Here is a 26846-nt window from a genome sequence, read left to right as displayed (position 1 = left end):
CAGGCTGAAAGCGCAGGTCATGGGCCATTCAGGCCTCTTGAAGGCCTGGACTCGGGAAGCCGGGAATGATCCAATAGGGGATGACATCGTTTTGGGTGGGTAAGGGCGTACGTCTGCGCGGTATCGAGCCCGATGACGCGGCTGCGTTCGCGCGTTTCGCGGAGGACGAGGAAGGCCTGGGAGACCTGGTCAGCCCGCCTCGGTCCGTCGAGGGATACCGCGCCTGGGCCAATGAACAGGCGATTGGCAAGCGGGACAGCGACCGCTTCCAGCTGGCGGTCGAAGCCGTCGGTACGGGGGAGATAGTTGGTGCCGTCGGCTCGCATCAGGCTGACGCGCGTTCGGGCTGGTTCGAGTACGGGATCACGATCGGCGCTGAGCACCGCCGCAAGGGTTATGCGGCAGAAGCCGCGGTGCTGCTGCTTCGCTTCATGTTCGCCGAGCACCGGTACCACAAGTGCCAGGTGCGGATCTTCGCGCACAACGAAGCCTCCCTGGCTCTCCATCGTCGGCTCGGCTTCGTGGAGGAAGGCCGGCTGCGTGAGCTCGTGTACCTCTCCGGCCGGCACCACGATGTCGTGATGATGGGCCTGCTGGCCGACGAGTTCGCCCAGCTGCACTCGATGACCACCTGACGGGCAGACACGGCTCTCCACCACGCATTGGCGGCAGCGGCCGCCTTCCCGGCTTCGGGAGGGCGGCCGCTGCGTGGGTTCCGGTGGTCCCTTCTACGGGGCGGGGGCGGGGAGAGGGGCCGTGCCGAGGGTGGGGATGGTCCAGCGCTGGGCGGGGCTGCTGTTGCAGTCGAACAGCCAGAGCTGGGTTCCGGGACGGGTGTCGAGGTTGCCGAGGTCGATGCAGCGGCCGGAGACCGGGTTGTAGATGCTGTTGTCGGCTCGGGGGAGGAACCGCTGGCTCGGGGCGCTGGTGTCGCAGACCTGGAGTTCGATGAGCGTCGTATTCGCGGTGCCTGCGTTCACCGCGCCGAGGCACATGCCGTTGGTTCGGATGGTTCCGTCGGCCCGGATTTGGAACTTCTGTGCGTCGCTGGCGTTGCAGGCGGCGATCTGGATCTTGTTGCCGGGGTTGGGGCGGTTGAAGTCGTTGTCGACGCAGTTGGTGGCCGAAGCGGACAGCGCGATCGGGCCGGCGGCGCCAGGGGCGGTGGGGGCGACGGCATAGGGGTGGACAGCGAAGTCGCTGATACCGCCGTCAAGGACGTCCCGAATGGTTCCGTCGGCCTTGAACCGGCCAAGGACGAGGGGTCCGCTGGGGGAAGGGCTCGTAGTGGCCCGGTGCGCTCCAGTGCCGGCGAGTACGCCGTTGACGTAGAGGCTCATGAGGCCGGTGTCCGCGTTGTAGACGGCCGTCAGACGGGTCCACGTACCTGGGATGAACCGGGCCGCGTCGTTGGCGATGTTGGTGTAGTCGAAGGGCCATCCGTCGGCGTCGGCATGGGCCAGGGCGAAGCGCCAGTTCGAGGAGTCGTCGGCGTACAAGATGAAGGAGCTGGTCCGATTGCCGTCCTGGCTGGCGACGACCTTCCCCTGCGCGCCAGCCTTGGCCCACGTGCTGATGGTGAAGCTCTTCCTGGTGTCGACGGCCGGTCGGGCGGTGGTGATGGTCGCCTCGGATTCCGAGCCGAGGAACCTCGCGTACTTGGTGGCGCGTCCGCCGATCGTGTCGTCCTGGTAGGTGATGCCGACCGTAGTGGCATCGTTCTTGCCGACCGTATCGGGGGTGGTTGTGCCGGTCTGCCCGGTCAGCGGCCACTGGCCCGTGGGGATGTTGAGATTGCCCAGCGCTACGGCGGCTGTGCCGACTCCACTGGCCAGCGGGTAGACGGGGCCCGTGCCTCCGGTCATGCTGCCGGCGCCGTTGAAGGCGACGAGCTGCCGATTGGTGTCGACGGCCCACAGGTCGGGAATGCCGTCCCCGTTCAGGTCACCGTCGGAGCCGACACGGGGGTAGGCCTTCGGTTCGACCCTGCCGGAGATCAGGCCCGCGGCCGGGTCGGTGAAGCCGGTGAGGTCGGGTGCCTGCGCAGTGCCCTTGACGGAGAAGGCGTGCAGCGTGCCGTCGGTCTTGGAACGGGCCCACAGGGTGGGGAAGTCGGTTCCCTGGGCGCGGCCGGGGGTGATCAGGTCGTAGCCGTCCCACCGGGTGTCGTTGGCGGACAGGAGGATGGCTTGCGGCTTGAGGGTGTCGGTGGTGTTGGCATAAGCCAGCCAGAGCCTCCCGCTCTCGATGAACAGCAGAGAAGTACGGGGCAGGGCATTCGGTTTGGCGTCGGAGTCACCGGTGACGGATCCGAAGGCAGCGATCTGGGTGACCTTGGACCAGTCGGAGCCGTAGCTGTGGGCCGAGCAATCGAGGGTGGCGGAGGCGGGCGTGGCACAGCCGGACGGCTTGTCCACGGCAACGGGGGCCTGGCTGTCGAACCGGCCGCTGACGGAGTTGTTGCGGTAGATGAGAAGCGATGGGTCCTCAGGCGCATGGGCGAACAAATCGTCCACCGTCTTTGAACCCAGGCTGCCACGGTGGCTGGTCTGGATGGTGTTCCAGCCGTTGGTACCTGGAGCGGATTCGACGTCGGCCTTGGAAGCCGCAGCCGGGTCGGCGCCGGCACTGATCACGCGCAGCGCGCCCGTGCTGTCGGGCAGGAGGACGTCTGCCTTCCGGTCGCCGGTGATGTCACCGAAGATCGGTTTCGGGCTGTTTGGGTTGGACGGAACGTAGAAGCTGTAAACGACGGGCTGGGACAGGTTGCCCGCGTTGTCCTGGGTCTGTACGTAGAGGTGGTTGGTGCCCCAGCTCTGAGGAGTGACCTTGATGTCGGCCTTGCCGTCGGTGAACTTGGCCGTGTCCGTGTCGGTGCACTTCCAGTTTCCGGCCAAGGCCCTGACGGGGTCGGTGGTCCAGCGCGCGCAGGCCAGGCCCGAGGTGCGGCCGCCGGCTGCCGGTGCGGGGTCGGTGCCGGTGAGGGTGAAGGTGCCTTCGTCGCCTGTCTGCTTGGGGTGGGCACCGATGGTGCCGGAGGCGGGGAAGTCGGGGGAGCTGACCGCGGCGGTGGGCGGCGTGCGGTCGACGCGCAGGAAGCACCACTCGGTGGGCGCGCTCGTCAGCGTGCCGTCCGTGGTGCGTGCCGCCCAGCCGTACTGGTGCCCGTCGGTCAGCGGGCCGATGTCGACCGTTGCGTCTCCGTAGTCGCCGTTCCAGCCGGTCTGGGGGGTCTCGGTCTTGCCGTTGGCGTCGTCGTCCCAGTACTGGAACGTCGTCTGGAGCTGTCGCTTGGTGGCCGAGTACGTTTGGGTGGTGAGGGTGACGTTGTTGTTGGCCCCGACCCAGCCCGGGTTGTCCCACGGGTTCGCCGTGCCGGGCGTGCGGCAGTCGGCGTACGAAGCCGAGCTCGCGAATCCGGGTGTCGGGCGGGTACGCGGCCACCAGACGGTCGGCGTGATGTCGTACTCGACGACGATGTGCGGGGTGTTCTCGTACCGCTGCCGGTAGTACTTGTTGTACTCGTCGTCGGGGGCGAGGCCGAGGGTGATGGTGGGCCACTGGTACCGGGCGGCGTTCTTCACCAGGTCCGTGACGGTGAAGTCGATCTGGCCGGTGCCCGACATGCTGGTGTGCCCGACCTGGCCGCAGCCCTGCATCGTGGAGCCGGTGCCGCAAGGCTGCCGGTTCCAACTGGTCGGGTTGCCGATGGCGTTGGTGGAGTACAGGCCCATCGGGGTCGGTGTGCTGGGGCTGGACGAGGAGATCACGGTCGCGGAGAACGTCGCGTTGATGATCTCGGTGTTGTAGAGCCTTGAGTCGACGCCGATCTGGAAGTAGGCGCGGGTGCGGCCGATTCCGGTGCAGGGCGGGTTGCCGATGTTGTACCCGCAGTAGCCGGTGGCCGGCTTGTCCTGGCCGTACTCGGTGCCGTTGAACTCATTGGTGTCCGGGTAGGCCTCCTGGACCTGGGCCCAGGCCTGGTTGGTGTTGTCGAGGACGGGGTTGATGCCCGGATCGATATACCAGGGGCCGGTGCCCTTGCCCAGCAGCTCGGCATCGGGAACGAGCTCGATCCCCTTCGCGTCAGCCGTCGTCTTGACCGGCTTCACGGCGGCGCCCGCACCCGGACCGTCCGCTGTGGAAGCGGCGGGCGGATCATCCGAGGCAGGGCCGGATTGCGGGGCACCGGCCGACTTGCTCGACTGCTGGGCGCCTGCGGACGCGGAGGCGGAGGCGGCCGAGTCCCACATGAAGGCGGTGGGGCTGGTGAAGCGGGTCCGGCCGCTGGCGTCCTTGATGTCGAGGTTGCCGGCGTTGTCGCCGACGACGGTCAGCCCGTCGGCCTCGACGTCGAGACGCAGCTTCCTGACCGCCGGGTTCGCGGCGGCCTGCGGGGTGCGGACGATCAGGACCTGGCTCCAGCCGCCTTGCCGGTCGGCGCTCAGTCGCAGGTCCACGTCCGGAAGGACGTTGCGGTAGAGGGCGCTGTCCCCGGTGAGCGCGGGCTTGGGGAGCGGGAACGGCGGCTTGAAGGCCAGTTTCCGGCCATCGGCCGTGGCCATGGAGACCATGGGACCGCTGCCGCCACCGGAGAAGCTGAGCTTCGAGGAGACCGCGGCCGGTACGATCGCGCCGTCGGCGGCGGCATGGAGCGTGGCATCGAGCGGGCGCCACTGCCCGTCCGCGCCCTTGAGTCGCTCCGGCACGGCAGAGGTGTCCGTGGTCAGCGTGCCGCCCGGGTTGGCAAAGGTCTGCGAGCCCGCGGTGGTCAGGTCGGCGATGGCCACCCGCTTGCCGCTGCTCTTGGCCTCGGCGAGGGCCTTGGTGATGGCCGATTCCTGCGCGCTCGGCGCCGGTTTGGGCGTAGGAGCGGGCCAGGCGTTCTGCCCTGGTCCGTGACCGCGGGCGCCACCGTCGGCGGCTGCGGGCGGAGCCGCGATCAGGCCGGCTCCGAGCGAGAGCACGGCCGCCCCGGTGACGGGCAGCATCGAGACGCGCAAGGCCCGCCACCGACCGCGGTCCCCCGGCCTTGGTTTCCGCAATGCTGAAAATGACGATCTCACGTGATGGCCCCCCTGAGCTGTGAGATGGACAGAAGTCAGCGGCACCATCCCTTCACGTCTGCAACTCTGTCAAAGGTTTATGAAGTTTCGGTGTCCGATTTGGGACACAAAAGACCAAGGTGTGCCGCAAGTGACATGAGTCACGCGTGAGGAATATGAGACTCCGCTGATAAATCGAACACATCCTTCGTAAAGTGCGCTTGTTCTGGACCCTGCCGGTCCGGAGTTCGTGCTTTCTGTGTCCTGTGGGGGGATTTGGTTGTCTCGTAGAAATGGTTCCGCCGCGCGCTCGCGCACCAGACGATCGCGCGTCGCGGTCGTCGCCGCGCTCTCAGTTCTCTTCTCCGGTCTGGGCCTTCCCGCCGTTGAGGCCGCAGACAAACCGCCAAAGGTGTGGGTTCCACCCAATACGCCGCTGCCGGATGTCAAACCCGTCAAGGGGGCGAACGCGAAAGCTCCGGCCAAGCAGGCATTAGCTGGCCGGAAATGGACCCCGGATTCGAACGCCAAGATTCCATCGGGCTCGGCGAGCGTCGCCTTAGGCCTCAAGGAAACGGCCCGCGGTGCCACAGGGGCCGGAGCCGTTCAGGCCGGTAAACTCCCTGTCTGGATTGCGCCCGTGAATGGCGTGAATCGCTCGGCGAATGTGTCAACTCTCGCCGTCGGGGGTTCGGACGCCAATCCCAGCCACGACAGCGCACTGCGCGTCGAGGTGAAGGACGCAGCCAAGGCCCGTGCCGCCGGAGTCAACGGCGCGCTCGTCGCCCTCAGCGGTGCCTCAGGGGCGGGCCCCTCGGGGAAGGTGGAAGTCGGTCTCGACGTCTCCGCATGGGCCAAGGCCGCCGGAGCCAACTGGGCCGACCGCGCCCGTCTGGTGCAGCTGCCCACGTGTGCCCTGATCACCCCGGGCGCCCCCGGCTGCACGACCCGTACGCCCCTGGCCTCGCACCGGGACGCCTCCGGGCGCCTGGTCGCGGAGGTGGACGCGCCCAAGAGCCCCGCGGCACTCACCTCTGCGCCGAAGGCGCAGCCCGGCGCGGCGGCCAAGCCGGCAGCGCCGCAAGCCCCGCAGATGCTCGCCGCCCAGGACGTGGCGATCGCGATGGAGGCGGGCCCCAACGGCTCCGGCGGCGACTACAGCGCCACCCCGCTCCTGCCCTCGGCCTCCTGGCAGGCCGGGGCGAACGCCGCCAACTTCACCTACGGCTACACCGTCGAGGTGCCCAACGGCATCGCCGGCGCGGGCCCGGGCATCTCGCTCGGCTACGACTCGTCCTCCGTCGACGGCCGTACCGCGTCGACCAACGCCCAGGCCGGCCTGTTCGGCGAGGGCTGGGAGTGGCACCCCGGCTCGATCTCCCGCTCGTACAAGGGGTGCAAGGACGCGGGCATCAAGGACTCGGGCGACGAGTGCTGGGCCGGCGACATCCTGTCCCTGAACCTGGCGGGCCACGCCGGCCAGATCGTCCGCGACGACACCAGCTGCGTCTACCGCCTCCAGGGCGACGACGGCACGAAGATCGAGCGCCTGACCGGCCAGCGGAACTCCGCCTGGAAGGGCGAGGGCTTCAAGGTCACCACGACCGACGGCACCCAGTACTACTTCGGCTCCAACCGCCTGCCCGGCGGTGACGGCACCGACCCCGAGGCCAAGTCGGTCTCCACGGTCCCGGTCTACTTCAACAGCGGCCAGGACAAGTGCCTCGGCGCGCAGACCCCGGCCAACGGCACGTGGCAGCAGCTGGGCTGGCAGTGGAACCTCGACTACGTCGTGGACCCGCACCAGAACCTGGTCTCCTACCGCTACGAGCAGGAGGACAACTACTACGGGCGCGGCGGCGGCCAGAACAACGGCACCGGCACCAACACGCTCTACCAGCGTGGCAGCTACCCCACCTGGATCGGCTACGGCCAGCGCCTGCCCGAGCAGATCGCCGCGAAGGGCGCGGCCAAGCCCGCCGCCCAGGTGTGGCTGCGCGGCGCCGAGCGCTGCTTCCCCGGCGGCGCCATCACCTGTGACCCGGCACAACGCACCAAGGCCAATGCGAAGTCCTGGCCCGACACCCCAGTCGATCAGGAGTGCGCGGCCACCGGCCAGTGCCTGAACCTGTCGCCCACCTACTTCTCCGCCAAGCGGGTCAAGCAGATCGACACCGAGGTCCTGGCCGGTACGGACTACCGCCGTGTCGACTCGTACATCCTCAACCAGTCGTTCCAGGACCCGGGCGACGGCACTTCCCCGACGCTGTGGCTCGACTCGATCGTGCGCAAGGCGTCCAACGGCCAGCCCGAGAAGGAACTGCCCGCGGTCTCCTTCGAGCCGCTGCAGATCCCCAACCGCGTCGACGGTGTCGTACGACGCCCGAACGGTACGGACGCCTCGGCGCCCCGCTACTACCGCCCCCGCATCCAGAAGATCACCACCGAGACCGGTGGCCTGATCAACGTGGTCTACAAGGCACCGGAGTGCTCCCGGGTCAAGGGCACCATGCCGTCCTCCGAGGACGGCAACACGATGCCCTGCATGCCGGTCAAGTGGTACCTGCCCAAGCAGTCCTTCGAGGACCCGGTCAACGACTGGTTCAACAAGATCGTCGTCCAGTCCGTCACTCAGCAGGACATGGTCGCCGGCCAGGTCACCACGGTGACGGACTACGAGTACGGCGGCGGCATCGCGTGGCACCGCAACGACTCCGAGTTCGCCGACCCCAAGACCCGTACGTGGGACCAGTTCCGCGGCTTCGCCACCGTCACCACCCGCACCGGCAACGGCAACGCGGCCGAGGCCCCGCGCACCAAGAGCGTGGCCACCTACCTGCGCGGCATGGACGGCGACGTCCTCGCCAACGGCACCAAGCGCAGCGTCACCGTCGACGACGCGCAGGGCGGCCACATCAAGGACGAGGACGTCCTGTCCGGACGGGTCCGCCAGACGCAGACCTACGACCGGGACGGCGACGGCGGAACCGTCGTGGCCGACGAGGTCACCACCCCCTGGCTCGGCAAGAACTTCACCGCGACCCGCGCCCAGTCCGGCGACCTGCCCGCCATCACCGCCCGCGCCCAGAACACGGCGCAGATCACCAGCCGCGCCAAGCTGGCTGACGGAACCTGGCGCGTCAGCGAGCGCACCTCGGAGTACGACGAAACCCTCCTCTCCCGCCCGACCAAGGTCGACGACAAGAGCGACCTGGCGCGCCCCGACCAGCGCCTGTGCACCACGTTCGACTACGCCACCGGCCCCGGCGGCGCCCTCACCCAGCTGGCCTCCCGCACCCTGGTCCTCTCGGGCGCCTGCGGGCAGACCCCCACGGCCGCGAGCACGGTCGGCGACACCCTCACAGCCTTCGACGGCCTGCCCGCCGGGCAAACCGGCGCCACGGGTGACCAGACCGGCACCTCGGTCCTGGAAAAATACGACGCCGCGGGCAAGGCGGTCTACCGCCTCAACTCCGCCGCGACGTATGACGCGTACGGGCGCGTCACGAGCAACACCAACAAGACCCGCAAGGACGCCGCCCACTCCGACGGCGCGGTGACCACCACGGAGTACAAGCCGGCCACCGGCTCCGTACCGACCGAGGTCACCCACACCAACCCGCTCGGCTGGAAGACGGTCACCACCCTCGACATCGGCCGCTCGCTGCCGCTGAAGACCACGGACGAGAACAAGCACGTCGCCGAACGCGAGTACGACCCCTTCGGTCGAGTCACTTCCATCTGGCAGCCCGGCCAGGAACGCGCGAAGGGCGCCGTGCCCGTACGCAAGTTCTCGTACGCGATGAACGGCACGAACGCGCCGTCCACCGTCCTGAGCCAGGCGCTCGTGGGAACGAGGCAGCTCTATAGCGCCAGCTACACGATTTACGATGGTCTCGGCCGTGTCCGCCAGACGCAGGCAAACACGGCGTCAGGCTCCCGTGGCCGCCTGATCACCGATGCCCTGTTCGACTCCCACGGCCGTCAGGTCAAGACCAGCGGCCAGTACTACAACGACGAAGGCGCCCCCTCGGGCACGCTGTTCCTGCCCAACGGGGGCGTCAACCCCGACAGCAAGATCCCTGCCCAGAGCATTTCCGTCTTCGACGGTCTGGGCCGTCCCACGGCCTCCGTTTTCCAGTCGTACGGCGTGGAACAGTGGCGCTCCAAGACCGAGTACCCCGGTGTTGACGAGACCCGCACCATCCCGCCGAACGGCGGCTACGCCACCGCGACCATCACCAACGGCACCACCTCGCTGCTGCGCCAGTACAAGGCCAACACCCCTACGGGCGCATACGACGAAACGACCTACGAGACCAACGCGCAGGGCAAGGAACTCAGGCGCAAGGACCCCACGGGCAACGAGTGGACCTTCGCCTACGACCTGCTCGGCCGAACGGTGAAGACCACCGACCCGGACTCCGGGACCAGTACCACGGTCTACGACGACGACAAGAACCTCACCACCGTCACCGACAGCAGGAACAAGAGCGCCACTACCGTTACCGACCTCCTCGGCCGCACCACCGCGACCTACGAGGGCAAGGCCGTCGACCCCGCCAAACAGGTCGGCGCCTTCACCTACGACTCCAAGGCCCTGGGTAAGCCCTCCACGAGCACCCGCTACGTTGGCGGAGCCGGCGGCAGCGCGTACGTCTCCGAGGTCACGGGGTACGACGGCGGCTACCGCCCCCTTGGCACCAAGACGACGATCCCGGCGGCTGAGAAGGGCCTGGCCGGCGTCTACGAGACCACGAACACTTACGACTCGTACGGTCAGCCGAAGCAATCGGTCTTGCCCGCCATTCCCAAGGCCGGTCTCGGCGCCGAGACCCTGACCATCGGAACTGACGAGGCCGGCAACCTCTCGTCGCTCGACGGAAGCATCGCCGGGAACTGGACTCCGTACATCGCGCAGGCGTTCTTCGACCCCTACGGGCAGGCGGTACGGACCACAGTGGGCGAGAGCGCCCTGCAGATCGTCTCGACCGTCGATTACGACATTGCGACCGGCCGCCCGATCCGCTCCACGCTCGACAAGCAGACTGCGGCCACCGCCAGCGTCGACGTCGTCGACTACACCTACAACCAGGTCGGGCAGCTGACCTCCGTCGGGAACACGCAGGACGGGGCCACCCGCGACCTGCAGTGCTTCACCCACGACTACCTAGGCAGGCTGACCCAGGCCTGGACCGACACCGGTACCCAGACCACCGCCCCGCAGTCGAACATCCGCGGCCTCGGAGGCTGCACCAATACCAATGGCCCGGCCGTCGATGGCGCCGGCAAGCCCAGCGTGGGCGGCCCGGCCCCGTACTGGCAGCAGTACGAGTACGACCTCCTCGGCAACCGCACGAAGCTGGTCAAGAAGGACGCCACTGGAAACGCCGCCAAGGACACCACGGTCACCCAGACCTTCGGCGGCCGCCAGAACACCCCCTCCACCGACCCGAAGACGGGTGGCGGCACGGGCGGCCCGCACGCCCTGATGACCTCCACCGAGACCGGCCCGTCCGGCACGAAGGTCACGTCGTACACGTACGACGCGGGCGGCAACACAGCCTCCATCACCAGCACGCCCGGCACCAAGACGCTGACCTGGAACGACCAGGGCAAGCTCGACAAGATCACAGGTACCGGTGAGAGCGCCGGCACCAGCTACCTGTACGACACGGGCGGCAACCAGCTCATCCGCCGTGATCCGGGCAGCACCACGCTCAACCTCGGCACCGACCAGATCACCCTGGACACCGCCACCGGCAAGGTCTCCAACGTCCGCACCTACGCGGCCCCCGGCGGCCTGTCCATCACCCGTACCACCACCGGCGGCGTATCCACCCTCACCTACCAGAGCTCGGACCACCACGGCACGGGTGGCGTGCAGTTCAACGCCACGGACCTGGCCCAGGTCCGCCGCGCCTCGGACCCGTTCGGCAACGACCGCGGTGCCCAGCCGGCCCCGGGCTCATGGGCGGGCGACAAGGGCTTCGTAGGCGGCACCAAGGAGAAGTCCACCGGCTTTACCCTCCTCGGCGCCCGCGAATACGACCCTACGACGGGCCGCTTCCTCAGTCCGGACCCGATCATCGACGCCGGCGACCCGCAGCAGTGGAACGCCTACGCGTACTCCAACAACGATCCGATCAACAAGACGGACCCCAGCGGTCTGGCCTGGGAGTGCGGACGGGGTGAGACGGGTTGCGGACACACGCCCACCGGCGAAACCCCCGTGTTCGATGATCCTCCGACCGATGAGACTGAAACGAGTCTGAACAACGCCACTAACAAGGTCACCGAAGCGAAGAGGAAGCGCGACAAGCTCATCAGTGAAGTCGTCGACATGGTCGGCGACCTGATCGGATACAACGACGCCCGGGACTGCTTCACCAAGGGCGACGCGATGGCCTGCATCAACACGGCCCTCAACTTCGTCCCCTGGGGCAAGCTCTTCAAGGCCATCAAGATCGGCATCAAGGCTTTCAAGATCTACAAGGAGATCAACAAGTCCTACGACGCCATCCATGAGGCAGAACGCGGCGCAGCCCGCGCGGCCGAGGCGGTGGCCAAGTCCAAGAAGGCAGCCAAGGAAGCGCGCGAGGCCGAAGCAAAGGCCGCCGAATCAGCATCGGAGAAAGCCGGCAAGGAGACGGCCACCGACAGCGCGGGCACGGAAGGCAAAGCCACCAGAGAGACTTCCGACGCCGAGGCGAGCGCCGGCTCCAGCGAATCCCACAGCAGCGGCGGCTCGGAGTCGGGCGGCTCCTGCAAGGTCAAGACGAACAGCTTCCCCACCGGCACCCGCGTCCAGATGGCCGACGGCACGACCAAGGAGATCCAGGACGTCCGCGTCGGCGACACCGTCCTCGCCACTGACCCGCAGACCGGCGAGACCCGTCCCCAGCAGGTGACGGCCACCATCACCACCCCGGACGACAAGGAATTCACGGACCTCACCCTCACCGACGAGTCCAACCCCCGCGCCCCGCCCGTCCAGCTCACCTCCACCTCCCACCACCCGCACTGGAACGAGACCCGCCACCAGTGGGTCGACGCGGGTGAATTCACCCAGGGCGACCAACTCCGCCGCCCCGACGGCACCACGCTCACGGTCAAGTCCAAGCGCAACTACCCCTACGCAGTCACCACCCACAACCTCACCGTCAACGACTTCCACACGTACTATGTGCTCGCAGGCGCGACGCCGGTCCTCGTACACAATTGCGGGGATGGCGACGAGGCGGTAAAGCTGTATCGGTCCCCGCAGAAGGGGAATCGCGATTCAGAGGCGGGTGGACTGAACGCGGAAAATCACCGAGCAACTGACTTGAACGGGCGCAATTTCGCCTACCTGGGGAATTCTCACTCAGTGGTTCGGCAATATGCTGGCCAGGGCGTGTATGAAGACGGGTATCACGTGTTCACGATGAAGCCCGGATTCCTCGATGAATTCCACCCAAGCGTCTACCGACGATTCCATGACGATGACGGTGGGCTTCAATGGATCATCGAGGATATGGATTTCGATGATTTCAATTCCTTCATCGATCACGACAAGACTGAATGGGTACCCTGGAAGAAAGGCGTCCATTTCTGAGGGAGGATTCCATGGCAGATCATGACCGGATGTGGCAGCTCAGCGGGCTTCGGCAGTTCCAAGTAGTGCGCTGTGTCGTCACGGGACATCGAGGTCGTTTCGGCGTAGAAGTCTCAGTCATTGATCCTGAATCAAACGTTCCGGCGTTCATCGATTTCGTCATGTTGAGTGATGGCGATCAGCATCCGACGCCGGAAGACTTCCCTCCAGTGGGTAACCTTCTTGACGCCGTGACACTGGATTTTATGCCGGGAGGCGAACTGCGCCTTTCAGCCCGCCCGTCTTCGCTTGCGCGGCAACGAGAGCGCAATGCGGGGATCTGAAATGGGTTCGAAGTGACACCCTGTCGTGGTGACATTGTGTCGGGGTGCCCCTGAACGGATTCCCTGACGGCTTGGCGTCGATGAAGCTAGGGAATAGAAAAACTGCTGGGGAGTGTGTCCGTGCACTTCCCAGCAGTTTTTGTTGTATGGGCATTGGGGGCTTTGACGGCAACGGTGACGGCAACGTCAGCGGACGGCTGTCGGGACAGGTGAGCCGTCGGGCCGACCGAGGGCGTTGCTGAGGGTGTTGATGGCTTGGCGTTGGAGGCGGAGTCGGACGTGAGCGTAGACGTCGGCGGTGACGCCGATGTGGGCATGGCCTAGGAGCTCCTTGATCACGACAAGGTCGACGCCCTGTTCCAGGAGCAGGGTGGCGGTCGAGTGTCGTAGGTCGTGGAACCGGATGGTGCGCAGTCCTGCCCGGTTGAGGAGGCCGCGGAAGCGGCGGGTGAGGTTGGCGGGGTCGAGGGGGCCGCCGGTTGGGGTGGTGAAGACGAGGCCGCTTTCCGTCCAGCCCGTTCCGAGGACCGCGCGTTCCTTCTCTTGGCGTTCCCGGTGGCTCTTCAGTGACTGGACGCACCCTGTGGGCAAGGCGATGCGGCGTTCGGAGGCGCGGGTCTTTGTCGGCAGTGCGGTCAGGCCGCCTGTGCGGGTGCGCTGGAGGGATCGGCTGATGCTGGCGGCGCCTGTGTCAAAGTCGAGGTCTTCCCAGTGAAGTCCGAGGAGTTCGCCTTTGCGGAGTCCGGTGCGTAGGGCGAGTTCGTATAGCGCGTGTAGCCTGTCGCCGCCCGCCGCATGGAGGAGCTGTCGGGCCTCGGCTGCGGTGAGGGGCTGGAAGCGTCTCGGGCGGGGTGCGGTGGTCTTGACGTTGCGGGCGACGTTGCGGGGCAGCTCGTCCTCGCGGACGGCGTGCTCCAGAGCGGACTTCAGGACCGAATGCACGTAGGTCACGGTCAGCGGTGACAGCACCTTGCCGCAGCACTGGCCGATGGTGCAGCAGCGTTTCCGGACGGTGTCCAGCCCCTGGGCGCAGCACTGGCAGGTGGTGCGGAGCCCGTCGAGGAAGGTCCGCACGTCCCGTGTGGTCAGTCGGGCGAGCCTCTTCCGGCCAAGCCCAGGGATCAGGTAGAGGCGGATGCAGGTGCCGTATCGAGTGTGCGTGTTCTCGCGGAGCCGATGGACAGCGACGCTGCCGAGCCAGTACGCGAGGTACACGCCCACGGTGCTGACCGCTGTCGCGACGGGGAGGCCGCGGTTGCTGTCGGTGATCTTCTCGGCGAGTTTGTCGGCGGCGTCCTTGCGGGTAGTGCCGTAGACGCGGACGCGTTTACGGCTGCCGTCGGCGGCCAGTACGTAGCCGGCGGCTTCCCAGCGGCCGTCCTTGCGCTGGTAGATGGTGCCTTCGCCGTTCGCGCGGGCCTTCTTGCGGGGAGCGGTCATCAGGCCGCCTCTTCCAGATGGCGCAGGATGTAGTCGTCCAGGGCGTGGGCGGGGACGCGGCGGGCGCGGCCGATGGTCAGCGAGGCCAGGCTCCGGGTGCGGATCAGGTCGTAGAGCGCGGAGCGTCCGATCTTGAGTCGGGCCATTACTTCGGGCACGGTGAGGAGTTCGTCATCACGCACGGGCCGTCACCGCCTGGGGTTGGGTGCCGCCGACGAGGCGGGCGAGTCGTTCGAGGTCGGGTGTGAGGCCGGTGCCGTCGAAGGCCCAGTGGGCGAGTACGAGAGTGGTTGCCTCGGGTGTGGGAGTGTGGCGGCGGTGCCAGACGGCGCGGGCCTCGCGGAGTGCGCCGAGGGTGGTGGAGTAGGTGCGGGTCTTGGTGGAGAAGTGGCCGCGGAAGCCGAGCATGTGAGCCCAGGCCCGCAGTTTCAGGTGTTCGAGGTCGCGGCGGGCGCCGAGGGTCCAGGCGGTGCGGATCATGCGGGCCGCGTGGTCGGGAATGGTTTCCTGGCCGAGTTCGGCGATCAGCTTCAGGCGATGGTCGAGGGTGCCGGCCGCGCTTTCGGCACCCTTGGTGGCGTACTTCGCCACGTACCCGGCGACCTTGCCCTCGGTGATGGTGGTGCCGTCCTGGAAGGCGGCGGAGCGGATGATCTTGACGTCCAACTCCTTGCCGAAGCCGAAGGAGTAGGTCCGGCCGTCGATCTCCGGCCCGTCGACGTGGGAGCGGGCGGCGGCAGTGTGGACGGCATCGGCCAACATCTCGGGCGTGGCCCACCCGGGTGGCGGGGTGTGGCCGCCTCCGGGACTGTCGAGGCGGATCACAGCGTGGAAGTGGATCAGTCCACGTCGCTGGTACTCGGCGACCTTGGCGTACGAGACGCGGGCGACCTTGGGGAGCAGGCGCTGAGGGATTCCGGCTACAGCGGCGATGGTGCGGCGCAAGTGGAGCATGAAGCGGGCCCACAGGGCAGGTGCGTGGGCGTTCCAGAGGACGGCGCCCTTGTAGTCGTACCGGTTCGGGTCGAGTGGGGTGCCGAGGGCCGGGTCGTCCTTGGCGTGAGTGCGCCCGCAGCGGCAGCAGGCCGAACTGCTGGAGCGCCGGCCGTGGACCGGGCCGTACGAGGGTGCAGTGAGGGTGGCGAAAACCCGCGGGTGGGAGGCGACCTGCTCGGGGATCTTCTTGCCACCGCGGAGCCCCGCGGCGATGAGTTGGTAGGTGTCCTGGCGGTAGAGCTCGGCGCAGGAGGCGCAGCGGGTGGTGCGGCGGTTGCCGCAGCGGACCAGGAGGTGCCCGGCGGGCATCTTCGCGGAGTCCAGGCGCCACAGGATCTCGCCGGTGGTGGTGTTGATCTCGGTGCGGTGGCCTTCGAGTCGGATGGGCTGGGCGCAGCCGCCGAGGGAGGAGAGCTGCCGGACGAGGCCCGGCAGGTCCCGGTAAGAGGTGAGCGCCACCAGATCGGCGGTGGTCGGTTCGGGCCGGGGGATTGTGGCGGTGCGGTCGTGCGATGGCATGCTGGCAGGACCTCTCTGCGTTCCGGCACACGCGTGTGCCGTGGATGAAGGGGGGAAAGGCCCCGGCAGGGGCGAGGGTTTGGCGACTACACGCCTCTGCCGGGGATCACTGCGATATGGGACCGGGGCGGTCCCGGTCTTGGCTGCTCGGGTGGATGGCCGACGCGGGTCACGCGGCCTTGCCGAGGTCGATGTGGTCGGGGAGTTCGCGGACCTGGAGGCCGTCTGCGCACATCAGGTCGTTGATCTGCCAGCAGGCTTCGGTGGGCAGGTAGACGGAGCGGAGCCGGGCCGGGGTGCGCATGTCGCCGACGGAGGCGATCGAGACACCGGGCGGCATTTCCCGGTCGGCGGCGGTGATGTCGAGTTCTCGGCCGTCCGGGAAGAGGTGCAGGAAGTCTTCCGTGGTGTCGACGCGGTGGCAGATCCGGGTGGACAGGTTGGTGCGTACGGCGGTGGTGAGCACGTCGGCGGACGGCTTTTGGGTGAGGAGCCACAGTCGGATTCCGAACTTGGCGCCCTGGCTGGCGATGGCCATCAGTTCGGCCTCGAAGCGCTCGCGGGCCTTGCGGTCCGGGTGCCGGGTGTAGTTCGCCACCTCGTCGATCGCCAAGACGATCAGCGGCAGTTCGGGGCTGAAGTCGGTGATGCGATCGGTGCGGCCGGACCAGAACAGCCGTTCCCGCCGCTGCATCTCTTCCCGCACCCAGCGCAGGATCTCCGCCGGCTCATCCGGGTGGATCGAGTCGGAGACCTTATAAGCGGTACGCCACCAGGGGGCAACGGCCCCCAGGTTGGGGTCGATCACGATCAGACGCACGTCCCGCATCAGGGACGCGTAGGCGAGCAGGGTATTCACGGTGATCGACTTGCCCGAGCGGGTGACCCCGGCGACCAGAGCGTGCGCGGAGAGGGCGAGATTGAGCACGATGGGCGTGCCGTCCTCGTTCCACCCCAGCAACACGTCATCTGTGGAGACGAACTGCCCCGGACGGCAGACCGGGGAGCCGTCAGGTCCGAGCAGCGGTGAGCGGATCACGGCCTCCAGTGGTTCACGCCGGAAGCCGCGAGCCACGATCACCCCAGGCTTGGGCTGGAAGATCCGGATGCGCCTCATCCCCCACGCGTCGCGCAGGCCTTCGTTGGCGTCCTGCCAGGCGCTCAGCCCGACCTGCGGGAGGGCATCTGCGGTGACGGTGACGCCGAACGGGTCGGCCTGGGTGTGCAGGCGCGGCGCCAGCACCCTCGGCTTCGCGGGCGTCTCCTGTGGGCTCAGCTGCTGGGGCACGGTGGGCGTGGCGTCTTTGACCGCCAGGCCCAGCATCGGGGCCAGTCGGTTCCAGCCCCACCGGATCCGTCGCGCCTGACGGAGGCTGATACGGGTCTCCCCGTCGGCCCGGTACCAGCGCCCGAAGCGGAACCCGGTCCACGCGAGCAGGCCCAGCAAACCGAGACAGGCGACCAGGAGCACCCCGGTGCTGAGTGCATTCGCAATCGGCATCAGGCGGCCGTCTTGACGGTGACGGCGTCCGCGCGCAGCGAGATGCCGTGCCGGTCCTTGCCGTTGATCTCGTTCTCCCAGGCCGAGGCGACGAGCCCGGTGAAGACGACCGGCATGCCGACCTTCAGGCCCTTACCCAGACCGGGCTCCGGCACCTTCACGGTGATCACTTCGGCGCGCCCGTTGAACGCGAACATCACGTCCACCTGGTGCAGCTGGGCTCCGGTGCCCCGGTCGATGGCAGCCTCCCGGCCTTCGCGGTCCTTGAACTGCGGGCGGGGCTCGGAGGCCAGGATCTCCAGCGCCTGGGACTGGTCGATGGGCATGGTCTTCACGGCAAACCTCCAGATGAGAGGGGGTGAATCACCCTTGTGGGTGATCGCATGCCGCAACCATACATTCATTCCATCCGAAGTCCATCCCTATTGAATTCCATCCGTTCCTGAAGTGGTCCATCCATAGGGCGGCTACCCTGGCACCGTGGGTGGCTGAGCTGGAGAAACACAGAGGCGACGGCCCGCCTGCGGCCTGTGGGACTCGGAACCGGATCAGGGGTGGACATGCCTCGTGTTGACGACGCGCGCTTGACGTTCGAGCGCATCGCGGACGACCTGCGGCAGCAGATCCGGGAGGAGAAGCTGCGGCCGGGCCAGCTGCTGCCGACCCAGAGCCAGCTCATGCAGGAGTACAAGGCGTCGAGCCTGACCGTGCAGAAGGCCATCCGGCTCCTGCGCAACGAAGGTTGGGTCATCGCCCGCCAGGGGCGCGGCACGTTCGTGACCCGGTCGGCCGACTTCGAGGAAGCCTTCGAGGATGTCGCCAGCGATCTCCAGCAGCAGATCTACACCGGCACACTGGCCCCCGGAGCCAAACTTCCCGCCCGGGAGGTCCTGGCCGACCACTACTCGGTGCCGCTGAACGTGGTCACCAACGCCATCGCCCTTCTGGCGGGCAACTTCCTCCTGCGCTACGCGGGCGAGGTACCCGGCGAGGACGTCTACGTACGGGACTGGGACGACCACGGCTTCGCCACGCAGCTCATCCATGGCCGGCTCGTCAGGAAGATCAGGGACGGATCACTGCCCAGGGGCTCAACGGTGACCGTGAACGAAGTGGTCGACATGATCGGCGGCGACGCGGAAGCCGCAGATCAGGCCCTGACCTTCCTCGCCCTGGAGGGCCGGGTGAAGAAGGTCCACCGAACGAGCGGGCCGCGCCAGGGGAGTGCGTACGCCATTGTGGGCGGCGAGTTCGGGACCGAGCTGCCCGTTACCGTGCAGCCGGTGGGCGAGGCCTCTGAGGAGCTGGGGGTTCCAGACCGGGAGTTTCCCTCGGGAGCCGGGCTCGCGGACCTGGCCCACAAGCTTCAACTAGCCCTGGAGCAGATCGAAGAGTTGCAAGAACGCGTCGAGCGACTGGAGCGCAGCAACGCCGATTGAGGTGTGGAAGTGACGGAGCGTCCCGGGGAGTTTTGAATCTCCGGGGACGCTCCACGTTCATGGCTCAGGGCTGGTACTCGTAGCCGATGGTGAACCGGGGCGGCAGGCACCATTCCCCGTACTCGATGATCCCTTCCGAGTCCGACCACCTGTGGGCACCGGCCAGGATGGGTGAGCCGACGGGCAGCCCCAGCGCGCTGGCCTCGCGCGCGTCGGCGGGGCGGGCGTGCATGTCATCACGGGCATGGGTGATCGTGCGCCCGGTGGCTTCGAGCACGCGCGAGGACAGTCCGTGATTGCGGCCCGGGGCGGTGTTCAGCAGATCGGGGACCAACGCGGCGAACGGCGCCGGATACCAGGTCACCGCGAACACGGTCCGCGTCTTGCCGCGGCCGGCCAGCCACTCGCGCCGTACGACCTGGTCTCCGGGCTCCAGATCGAAGATCTCGGCCACGTACAGCGGCGGGGCGATCAGCTCAGCGGCCGTCACGCGGCTCGTCTCTCCCTCGGCCAGGAACGACTTCACCCGCTGGACCCTGGCCAGCCGGTCCCGCGCCGACAGGGTCCACCTCGGGTCATCGGCGACGAACGTACCCCTGGGGGTGGTGCGGATGAAGTTCTCGACCTGGAGGGCTTGCAGAGCACGGGACACGGTGGCGGCTGCGGCCTGCCACTGTCCGGCGATCTCCCGGTTGGTCGGCAGCTTGGCACCTGGTGCGAGCTCGCCCGACAGGATGCGCTCTCGGAAGTGATCAGCGATCTTCGTGAACGTCTTGGGACTGGGCATAAGGAGTGCCCCTCCATTGAGTTGACGTGCTGTCAGTGAGGGCACACTAGTGCACTACGAACCGTAGCGGGAGTGCTTCGGCCACTCGAATACTGAACTAGAGCACCGACCTGTCAACAGGTCAGCCATGTGACGTTCGAAGGGTGGCGACGCACCATGAGTGAGCCGACCAGGTACTCGACTGCGCCTGTTGAACTACCGCTGCGACTGGAGCCGGACCCGGATCCCGTCGAGGGCTGTGCGGGCTGCACCGAACTGGCCAACGTACGCGACCGCGCAGGCGTGGTCGGCGACATGACGACCGTGACCGACTGCAACGTCTACATGCGACGCCACCCCGAAGGCCACCAGTGACCACCCGAGCCGTGTACCGGCACGTACCCCACACCATCCGGCACGTCCCCGAGGGCGGCATCACCTACGAAGCGTTCTGCGTCACCGCAGGCTGCGACGCCGAATCCGGCCCGCACGACGAACAAAAGACCGCACAAGACTGGGCCCTTCGCCACACCGGACGCACCGGCCACGACCTCTTCAGACGCATCTTCACCGACCACGCGAAAGTGACCCGAGCCGAGTAGACGCAGCTACGGCAGCACCACCCGAGGCCACACCAGCCAAGCCAACGCCCGAGGCCGCATCCCCAGCACCAGCCCCAACCGATGGCCACGGCGTACCGCCGAAAGCGGGATGCGTCCAAACTTTCTATACGTCTTCAAGGCGACCCGCTGGCGCGGGTCGCGCGCGGCACGGCCGCCCACCCGGCCCGCTCTCGGCTCCGCCACCGCGGGCCGGCCAGCGACCAGGCCGCGCAAAGACAGCGCAGCATTGCGCCGGAAGCGCGGAGAAGTCGGGACGCGTCCGCACGACGAGCGCGAGGCCGACGGCGAGGCAGCGGCGAGGAGTCGGCTGGGGCGCAGCTCGTGGGTGGGTCGGTCGGCTCCGTGGGCTTTACCCACCTGTTCGGGCCGGGGCCCGCGTCGGGCAAGGCCAGGGGGCCACTCGTTCAAATTCCGGGCAGCTCCAAAGCCTGCCCGAGTTGCCGGCCAGCGTACGGCCCCCTGACCATGCCCGACCCCAACCCGAACAGGACACCGGCCAAAGCCCACTCCGCCGCCCTCACGTACGTAGCCGTCTGACGGCAACGCCGACGGCAACAGGGGCGCACAACAGGGCACTTCCACGCACACCCACGGACTGGCCAAATTCCGCCGACCTGCGAAAACGCAGATGGCAGCGCCTCAGCACGCACACGTACTATGTGCTGGCGGGCTCGACGCCGGTCCTGGTCCATAACTGTGATGGCGTGGCAACGGTCCATTTGGATCCGGAGAAGCAACACGCCTTGATCACCGTGCAGTCGCATGATGGTGAAGTTCTGCACACTGAGCAGTGGGGTGGGGTTGACGTGGCCACCAATGGAGTTAGGGAATTCAACCCTGCGATCCTTTCACCCGTCACCATCAACGTGCGAGTGGAGCTACCGCGAGTTCAAGGTGCCTTGGCCTACATCGAAAGGCAGTTCAGTCGGTCCGCCGAAGGTACCTACCCGCCGTACAGCCTCGGCAGGCAGAGCTGTGTAACCTACTGCATGAACGTACTCGAGGCTGGCGGAATCGAAGGGCTTCCTAAGACTACGAAGCGCGCGACAGAGTGGCTCCTCGAACATCACGGGTGAAGAAAGGAGCGGAGTGTCACTACCGCCGAGCTGGGGATGGTTGGATGGAATTCCAGACGAATGGGACCCTCCTGAGGAACTGCTAACCCCATCCAGCTCCATCGAAAACAATCTGGCTATCAAGATCCTTTCGTCCGAACTCATCGGAGCTAAGATCTCAGAATGGACAGGTCGCTTCGTTGTGGAGCAATCGCTCCTTTCAGTGTGGCTTCACGAAGCCAAGCAGGGCGATGCGGAGATGGCTGTGCGCCTTTCAGGGGAAGCGCTTGAGCAGACGCGTCTCGTCTTTGAGGCGTGGAAGCCGCTCGAAATGCTTCTGTCTCCGCGCGGTGCGCGTCCTGAAGGCCGTAATGAGGTTCGGCAGCAAGCTGCCAGATTGGTGGACACACTTCGGCAGTCTGTTGATGCGCTGAGAGCCATGCGTGGTGTTACCTCTTGATTTTCGGCAAACGAGCTGGAGGCGCTGGAAGGGAGCACCGTTTGATGACTTGACGGCAGTCCTGACGGCAACACTGGTGGCGCTGCACACGCCTGGGGTGACGGGACGTGGACCGCACCCAGGCGTCTGAGCCAGGCGAGCAATCACATCTGCTGCCCAACCAACGGCCCTGGCCTACCGCCGGGGCCGTTGGCGCGTCCAAACTTTCTTTACGTCTTCAAGGCGGCCCGCTGACGCGGCCCGCTGACGCGGCCCGCTGACGCGGCCCGCTGACGCGGCCCGCTGACGCGGCCCGCTGACGCGGCCCGCTGACGCGGCCCGCTGACGCGGCCCGCTGACGCGGCCCGCTGACGCGGCCCGCTGACGCGGCCCGCGCGCGCCCTGCCCGGCGGGGCCGCCGCCCGCTCCTGTCTCCGCCCCGCTGCCGGCCGCCCCGCCGGCCCGGGCGCGCAACAGCCAGCAACAGGCACTGTTCTGGGGCTCTGCCCCAGGCCCCGGCCCTCTCTCCGAGGGACGGGAGGCCCGAGTACAGGTGCGAGTTCGTCGTGGTGAGTGGTCGCAGGTCGCGGGAGGGGTCCCTCGTCGCCCGGTCACCGGAGGCGTACCAGGAACCCCCGGGGGCCGCCAAGGCCAAGCGCAAGCGTCACGAGGTGAGCCTTGGCGGCCCCCGGAGAACCCTGGTACGGCGAAGCTGCCCGACCGACGAGGGACCTCTCCCGCTCAGGCCCGGATCTTGCCGGTGACCGGCGGCGCGCGATTCCGGCCGACCACAGGCGCCCAACCCCGTACACAGCGGTGAGTTACCGCTCCAGGCGGGTATCTGCCGGATAAGCCCCCGGTTGATACGCCCTTCCGGCGTACCGTGGCGCTGGAGGTGGTGAGCTGATGACTACGGAACTGGCTGACAACGTCCGTAAGTACCGGCGTCGGTCCGGGATGAGCCAGGAAGGACTGGCTCACGTCGCAGGCGTCTCGCCTGGCACGGTACGCAAGGTCGAGCAGGGCGGAACGGTCCGCATGGAAACCCTTCATGTCCTGGCCCGCGCTCTGAGCGTGACCACCGCCGCATTGATGGCGTCCGACGCCCCCGAACCCGTGGGCCGCATGGAGGAGCCGAACCGGGTCAACCTGATCCAGCTTCGCGCCGTGCTCACCCCAGCTGTCGGGCTCGTAGACCAAGACGCCGAGGTGCTGGGCGAAGAACCCAACCTGCGTGCCTTCAGCCGGACTGTGGGAGACGCACGGGTCCTGTACTTCTCCGACAGTTACAAGAGCGTCGCCGCTCAACTGCCGGACCTGCTGCGCGACGCGGCAAGGGCCGTTGCCTACTACGACAGCGGCGACGAGCACCAGCAGGCCCTACTGGCCCGCGCCGAGGCACTGCGTCTGGCCGGCACTTACCTCACCCAGGTCCGGCAGTACGACATCGCCTACACCGCCCTGGCCGGCGCGATCGCGGATGCCCGCCGGGCCGGGGACATGCTCGCGGCAGGCTCGGGAGTCGGCGGTATGTGCTGGCTCCTGGTGCGGCAGGGCCGGCTGGACGAGGCGGAGCGGATCGCAACCCAGAGCATGGACGCCGTGGAACCGAAGATCACCGGAGCCGAACCGGACCACTACGCGGTGTGGGGCGGATTGGCAATGGAGGCCGCAGCCGCAGCCGCCCGCAACAACCGCCCGGACGAGGCCAAGGAATACCGGAAGGCCGCCCGCGTGGCGGCAGCCGCCGTCGGTACGTCGCACCGCAACGTCTCGCGGCACTGGTCCGTCTTTGGGCCTGTCACAGCGGCGATGAAGGCCCTTGAAGACTCCATGGTCGTAGGCGACGCGCGCGCCGTGGTGCGCAAGGCCGGCGAACAGGAGGAGTTGTCACCCAAGGCGTGGAAGCGCCTGGGCAGGCCCAGCACGAACGACGGGAACCGCTTCACCCTCGACGTGGCCCGTGCCCACACACGCACAGGCGACCTGTCGGCCGCCATGGATGAACTGACCCGCGCCCGGGAGGCGGCCCCGGAGTGGATGCGGCACCAGAACATGGCCGCCGAGACCATGCAGGAGATCCTGGGCAAGCGCAAGCGCACCCTCACGACGGAGATGCGAGAGATGGCCGACTACCTGGGCGTCGCCGGATAGCTACCACGCAACGCGATACTTCCGACACGATGCGTCGCCAACTGGCATGCCTCGGCGATGGAGTGACAGACAGTCGGCCCCTACGGTCGCCGTATTCGATTCGGCGACCCAGGTGGGGGTTCACGGTGAGCACATCCAGGACCGACGCGGACCGTATGCGCCGACGGGAGTTGCACGACGCAGCGGCAGGCGTGACCGGTCCCCGGTTACTGCCATGGACCACTCAGGACGGGAATCCCTGCTACCTCAGTACCGACGGCAGGGGCTACCTCTCCTCACTCGCGGACAGCATCGAAGAGGTACAGCTCGACATGGGCGAGGAACTCCTGGAGTACGCCCGCGGAGTCGTGGCTCCCGGAGCCCAGATGCTCTCGGCCGCCGAGTACCGGTGGCTCGCCTGTCGGCTGACCGAAGCCCTCACAGACGCGCTCCGGGTGGCGGAGTCGCGTGGACAGCGCATCGCGGACCCGCAGGAACGGGCGACCGGCCATGCCTGACGCCACCAGCACCGAGGCTCCGGCGCGCAGACGTTACCGCTTCCGCGAGTACCACGTGACCACCGTCGTGGACCCCATGACCCTGCCCGCCTTCGAGGCCGTCTGCGTCACCGGAGAAGACCACGGCTGCGGCACCACCTCCGGCGAGGTGCACACCGAGGACGAGTTGACCCGCTGGATCTCCGAGCACTGCGCCCAGACCGGCCACGACTTCTACCAACGCACCACCCGCGCCACCCTCCGCGCCGAACCCGGCGCCTGGCAGTGAACGCCCCCGCCGTCGGCACCGTTGACGGCAGTAGCGACGGCAACAACCACGGATCTCCCCGCACAACCACGGACGCCAGCGAAACCTTGAACCGCCTCTCACCTGCATAAACACAGGTGAGAGGGCCCTGGCCAGCACACGTACTATGTGCTGGCAGGCGCCACTCCGGTCCTCGTTCACAATTGCGATACGGTTTATCGCGGCGATTCGCGATCACCTATTGAGGTCGAAGAGGCTGGTGGTTTCATGCCCCACGACCCGGACGCGGGCACAACTCTCGGGGATTACGCAGAGAACAATACTCACAGCCGTTACGTCGGGACATCTAGGCACAATCAGACTGCTACCGAATTCCCCCAGGGAAGCCGGAGTGGTTACGTCTACGAAATTCGTGGGGCGCCAGGTGGAATCGACGTCAATGCGAGAATGGGCGGCATGAACCCGAACGCCCACGAGGCAGAAGTAGCTTTCGACGGCGGAATTCCGTGGGAGCATGTCACTCGGGTCTGGAAGAAGGACGAGTGGGGCGAGATCGACTTCGACTTCGATGAGCCAATTTGGCAGAGGTAGCAGCCCATCCCGGTCGATTGGGGAAGAACTTGAAAGATTCAGAGGCCCAGAGGCGACTGCTGCGCTACGGCCGTGACATCACTCTCGGCGATGTCACGCGTCTGGAATCGTTCCTCAAGGCGCGAACTGCGCGACTTGCCCAGGCGGAGCGTGGAACCGACGAGCGGCAAATGGCGCGCGCCGTCAGAACTACCCTGCATCACCTAGTCGTCACGCTTCAGCATTCTCTATCTTTTTCGGATGGGGGCAATGAAGCCCAACCGATGGCGCGCTTGCAGGTCCACGTTTCATGGAATGCCTTGTGGGCTCTGGTCTCTTCATGGCAATGGCATGAAGAGTACGATCAAGAGCGATGGCGGTCCGTCAAATATTGGGATGAGGGCCAAAGGGAAGAATTCGAAAACCGCCTGGCTGGTGAATTCTCCAAGAGTCGGCGCCGCGACGCCTCCGAGAGTGATGGTCAATAGACCCTGAAGGCGCCACAGGTTTTTAGCTGATAAACCGTGCAAATTTTCCTCTGCTCTGACCAGGGGTTAATTTCAGAAGCCCCGCCGGGTCCGATTCCGGCGGGGCTTCGCGCGCTTGACGGCAGTAGCTGACGGCAACGTCAGCGGACGGCCAGTGCGCAAGACGGTAGGTCGCCGTTGGCATCTGGACCTATCGTCTCGGTGGAGTGGTGGAGCGTGCGGCCCAGGAGGTCGATGGCGTCCCGCTGGATCCGGAGCCTGACGTGGGCGTAGACGGTGGCTGTGACGCCAATGTGGGCGTGGCCTAGGAGTTCTTTGACCACGATGAGCTCGACGCCTTGCTCCAGGAGCAGGGTGGCGGTGGAGTGCCGTAGGTCGTGGAAGCGGATGCGGCGGAGCCTGGCCCGGTCGAGGAGGGCACGGAAGTGGCGATTGAGGTTCGCGGGATCGATCGGCCCTCCAGCTGGCGTTGCGAAGACGAGACTGCTGCCCTTCCAGCCCTCCGCTGCTTCCTCACGTTCTGCTTCCTGAGCTTCACGGTGTTCTTTCAACGAGTGGATGCACTCGCTGGGGAGGGCGATGCGCCGTTCGGATGCGCGGGTTTTGGTGGGCAGGGTGGTCAGCCCGCCGGTCTGGGTGCGCTGAAGTGTGCGGCGGATGCTGGCAGTGCCGACACTGAGGTCGAGGTCTTCCCACTGAAGGCCAAGAAGTTCGCCCTTGCGGAGGCCGGTACGGAGGGCGAGTTCGTACAGTAATCGGTTCGAGATCGACGCGAATCTGTGGTGGGGCGGCTACAAGTAATGGAGAGTGACGGACGCAGGTCGTAGACGAGAGACTGCCGTACTCGTCGGTGTGGTGCTGTTGACATTGGGTGTCGCAGGGTGCAGTCCGGCGCCTGCGCCAACTGTGGCGGTCGAGCGCACTGAGGCGGGGGTATCCAGATGCTCATCGCGCCGTGCGATGACTATGACGTCAACACGATCTCGTTGCTGTGGAAGAACGGTCCCCCTGACAGCCTCAACGCCTGGCGCATCAGCGGCCCGTGGGACGCGGGCTCGCCTGGCTCGATGGAGTTGCTCTCTCCGCCGCCTGCGGGCTGGACCACCGACGAGCAGACGCTGACCGAACCGAACAGCGCGGGCAGATA

19 protein-coding genes and 1 pseudogene are annotated in these 26846 nt (G+C 67.1%); 12 read left to right on the top strand and 8 right to left on the bottom strand.

Annotation, left to right across the window (positions count from 1 at the left end):
• Window positions 1-95 precede the first annotated feature (95 nt).
• Window positions 96-635 (top strand): GNAT family N-acetyltransferase, encoded by a 540-nt coding sequence (locus OG509_RS41270; protein ID WP_406187910.1) that lies wholly within the window; start codon window positions 96-98, stop codon window positions 633-635.
• A 93-nt stretch (window positions 636-728) separates the two neighbouring features.
• On the opposite strand, the gene OG509_RS41265 is transcribed toward OG509_RS41270, so the two are convergent.
• On the bottom strand, window positions 729-5003 hold the full coding sequence (locus OG509_RS41265; protein ID WP_331742277.1) for a ricin-type beta-trefoil lectin domain protein: 4275 nt from the start codon (window positions 5001-5003) through the stop codon (window positions 729-731).
• A 709-nt stretch (window positions 5004-5712) separates the two neighbouring features.
• On the opposite strand from OG509_RS41265, the gene OG509_RS41260 reads away from it, so the two are divergent.
• Both OG509_RS41260 and OG509_RS41255 read left to right on the top strand, forming a co-directional pair.
• Complete coding sequence (locus OG509_RS41260) at window positions 5713-12642, top strand: polymorphic toxin-type HINT domain-containing protein (RefSeq protein WP_406187909.1); 6930 nt, start codon at window positions 5713-5715, stop codon at window positions 12640-12642.
• An 11-nt stretch (window positions 12643-12653) separates the two neighbouring features.
• Complete coding sequence (locus OG509_RS41255) at window positions 12654-12965, top strand: hypothetical protein (protein WP_331738185.1); 312 nt, start codon at window positions 12654-12656, stop codon at window positions 12963-12965.
• Window positions 12966-13151: 186 nt separating this feature from the next.
• Here OG509_RS41255 and OG509_RS41250 read toward each other — a convergent pair whose 3' ends face one another.
• The 5 genes from OG509_RS41250 to OG509_RS41230 form a co-directional block, all read right to left on the bottom strand.
• On the bottom strand, window positions 13152-14405 hold the full coding sequence (locus OG509_RS41250; protein ID WP_331738188.1) for a tyrosine-type recombinase/integrase: 1254 nt from the start codon (window positions 14403-14405) through the stop codon (window positions 13152-13154).
• On the bottom strand, window positions 14405-14587 hold the full coding sequence (locus OG509_RS41245) for a helix-turn-helix domain-containing protein (RefSeq protein WP_331738191.1): 183 nt from the start codon (window positions 14585-14587) through the stop codon (window positions 14405-14407). The genes OG509_RS41250 and OG509_RS41245 overlap by 1 nt, the downstream gene beginning before the upstream one ends.
• Window positions 14580-15920: a replication initiator gene (locus OG509_RS41240; RefSeq protein WP_331738194.1), complete on the bottom strand. Its 1341-nt coding sequence runs from the start codon at window positions 15918-15920 to the stop codon at window positions 14580-14582. The genes OG509_RS41245 and OG509_RS41240 overlap by 8 nt, the downstream gene beginning before the upstream one ends.
• Before the next feature lie 169 nt (window positions 15921-16089).
• Window positions 16090-17421 (bottom strand): FtsK/SpoIIIE domain-containing protein, encoded by a 1332-nt coding sequence (locus OG509_RS41235; protein ID WP_331738197.1) that lies wholly within the window; start codon window positions 17419-17421, stop codon window positions 16090-16092.
• The gene (locus OG509_RS41230; protein WP_331738200.1) at window positions 17421-17756 is read right to left on the bottom strand and encodes a hypothetical protein; all 336 of its coding nucleotides are present in this window, start codon (window positions 17754-17756) and stop codon (window positions 17421-17423) included. Before OG509_RS41230 ends, OG509_RS41235 begins: the two co-directional genes overlap by 1 nt.
• Window positions 17757-17981: 225 nt before the next feature.
• Here OG509_RS41230 and OG509_RS41225 point away from each other — a divergent pair, with 225 nt between their 5' ends.
• The gene (locus OG509_RS41225) at window positions 17982-18860 is read left to right on the top strand and encodes a GntR family transcriptional regulator (RefSeq protein WP_331738203.1); all 879 of its coding nucleotides are present in this window, start codon (window positions 17982-17984) and stop codon (window positions 18858-18860) included.
• A 64-nt stretch (window positions 18861-18924) separates the two neighbouring features.
• Here OG509_RS41225 and OG509_RS41220 read toward each other — a convergent pair whose 3' ends face one another.
• Window positions 18925-19647: a GntR family transcriptional regulator gene (locus OG509_RS41220; RefSeq protein WP_331738206.1), complete on the bottom strand. Its 723-nt coding sequence runs from the start codon at window positions 19645-19647 to the stop codon at window positions 18925-18927.
• Window positions 19648-19803: 156 nt separating this feature from the next.
• On the opposite strand from OG509_RS41220, the gene OG509_RS41215 reads away from it, so the two are divergent.
• From OG509_RS41215 to OG509_RS41180, 8 genes are all read left to right on the top strand, one after another.
• Complete coding sequence (locus tag OG509_RS41215; protein ID WP_331738209.1) at window positions 19804-20001, top strand: hypothetical protein; 198 nt, start codon at window positions 19804-19806, stop codon at window positions 19999-20001.
• Window positions 19998-20228, top strand: a complete 231-nt coding sequence (locus OG509_RS41210; RefSeq protein WP_331738212.1) for a hypothetical protein — start codon at window positions 19998-20000, stop codon at window positions 20226-20228. Before OG509_RS41215 ends, OG509_RS41210 begins: the two co-directional genes overlap by 4 nt.
• Window positions 20229-21338: 1110 nt before the next feature.
• Window positions 21339-21764, top strand: a complete 426-nt coding sequence (locus OG509_RS41205) for a hypothetical protein (protein ID WP_331742261.1) — start codon at window positions 21339-21341, stop codon at window positions 21762-21764.
• Window positions 21765-22649: 885 nt separating this feature from the next.
• Window positions 22650-23897, top strand: a complete 1248-nt coding sequence (locus OG509_RS41200; RefSeq protein ID WP_331742258.1) for a helix-turn-helix domain-containing protein — start codon at window positions 22650-22652, stop codon at window positions 23895-23897.
• A gap of 155 nt (window positions 23898-24052) precedes the next feature.
• The gene (locus tag OG509_RS41195) at window positions 24053-24394 is read left to right on the top strand and encodes a hypothetical protein (RefSeq protein ID WP_331742762.1); all 342 of its coding nucleotides are present in this window, start codon (window positions 24053-24055) and stop codon (window positions 24392-24394) included.
• Entirely contained in the window at window positions 24387-24662 is a 276-nt protein-coding gene (locus tag OG509_RS41190) for a hypothetical protein (protein WP_331742255.1), read from the top strand. Before OG509_RS41195 ends, OG509_RS41190 begins: the two co-directional genes overlap by 8 nt.
• A gap of 147 nt (window positions 24663-24809) precedes the next feature.
• Window positions 24810-25232: an enterotoxin A family protein gene (locus OG509_RS41185; RefSeq protein WP_331742252.1), complete on the top strand. Its 423-nt coding sequence runs from the start codon at window positions 24810-24812 to the stop codon at window positions 25230-25232.
• A complete protein-coding gene (locus OG509_RS41180; protein ID WP_406187906.1) occupies window positions 25220-25699 on the top strand; it encodes a hypothetical protein in 480 nt (159 codons plus the stop codon). Before OG509_RS41185 ends, OG509_RS41180 begins: the two co-directional genes overlap by 13 nt.
• A 140-nt stretch (window positions 25700-25839) precedes the next feature.
• On the opposite strand, the pseudogene OG509_RS41175 reads toward OG509_RS41180, so the two are convergent.
• Window positions 25840-26451 (bottom strand): annotated as a pseudogene (locus OG509_RS41175) (site-specific integrase); the annotation flags it as partial.
• Window positions 26452-26846: the final 395 nt, after the last annotated feature.

Origin of the sequence: Streptomyces sp. NBC_01006 (genome assembly GCF_045162725.1) — a bacterium.
Lineage (GTDB): Bacteria > Actinomycetota > Actinomycetes > Streptomycetales > Streptomycetaceae > Streptomyces.
This window is presented reverse-complemented; position numbering and strand designations above follow the sequence as displayed.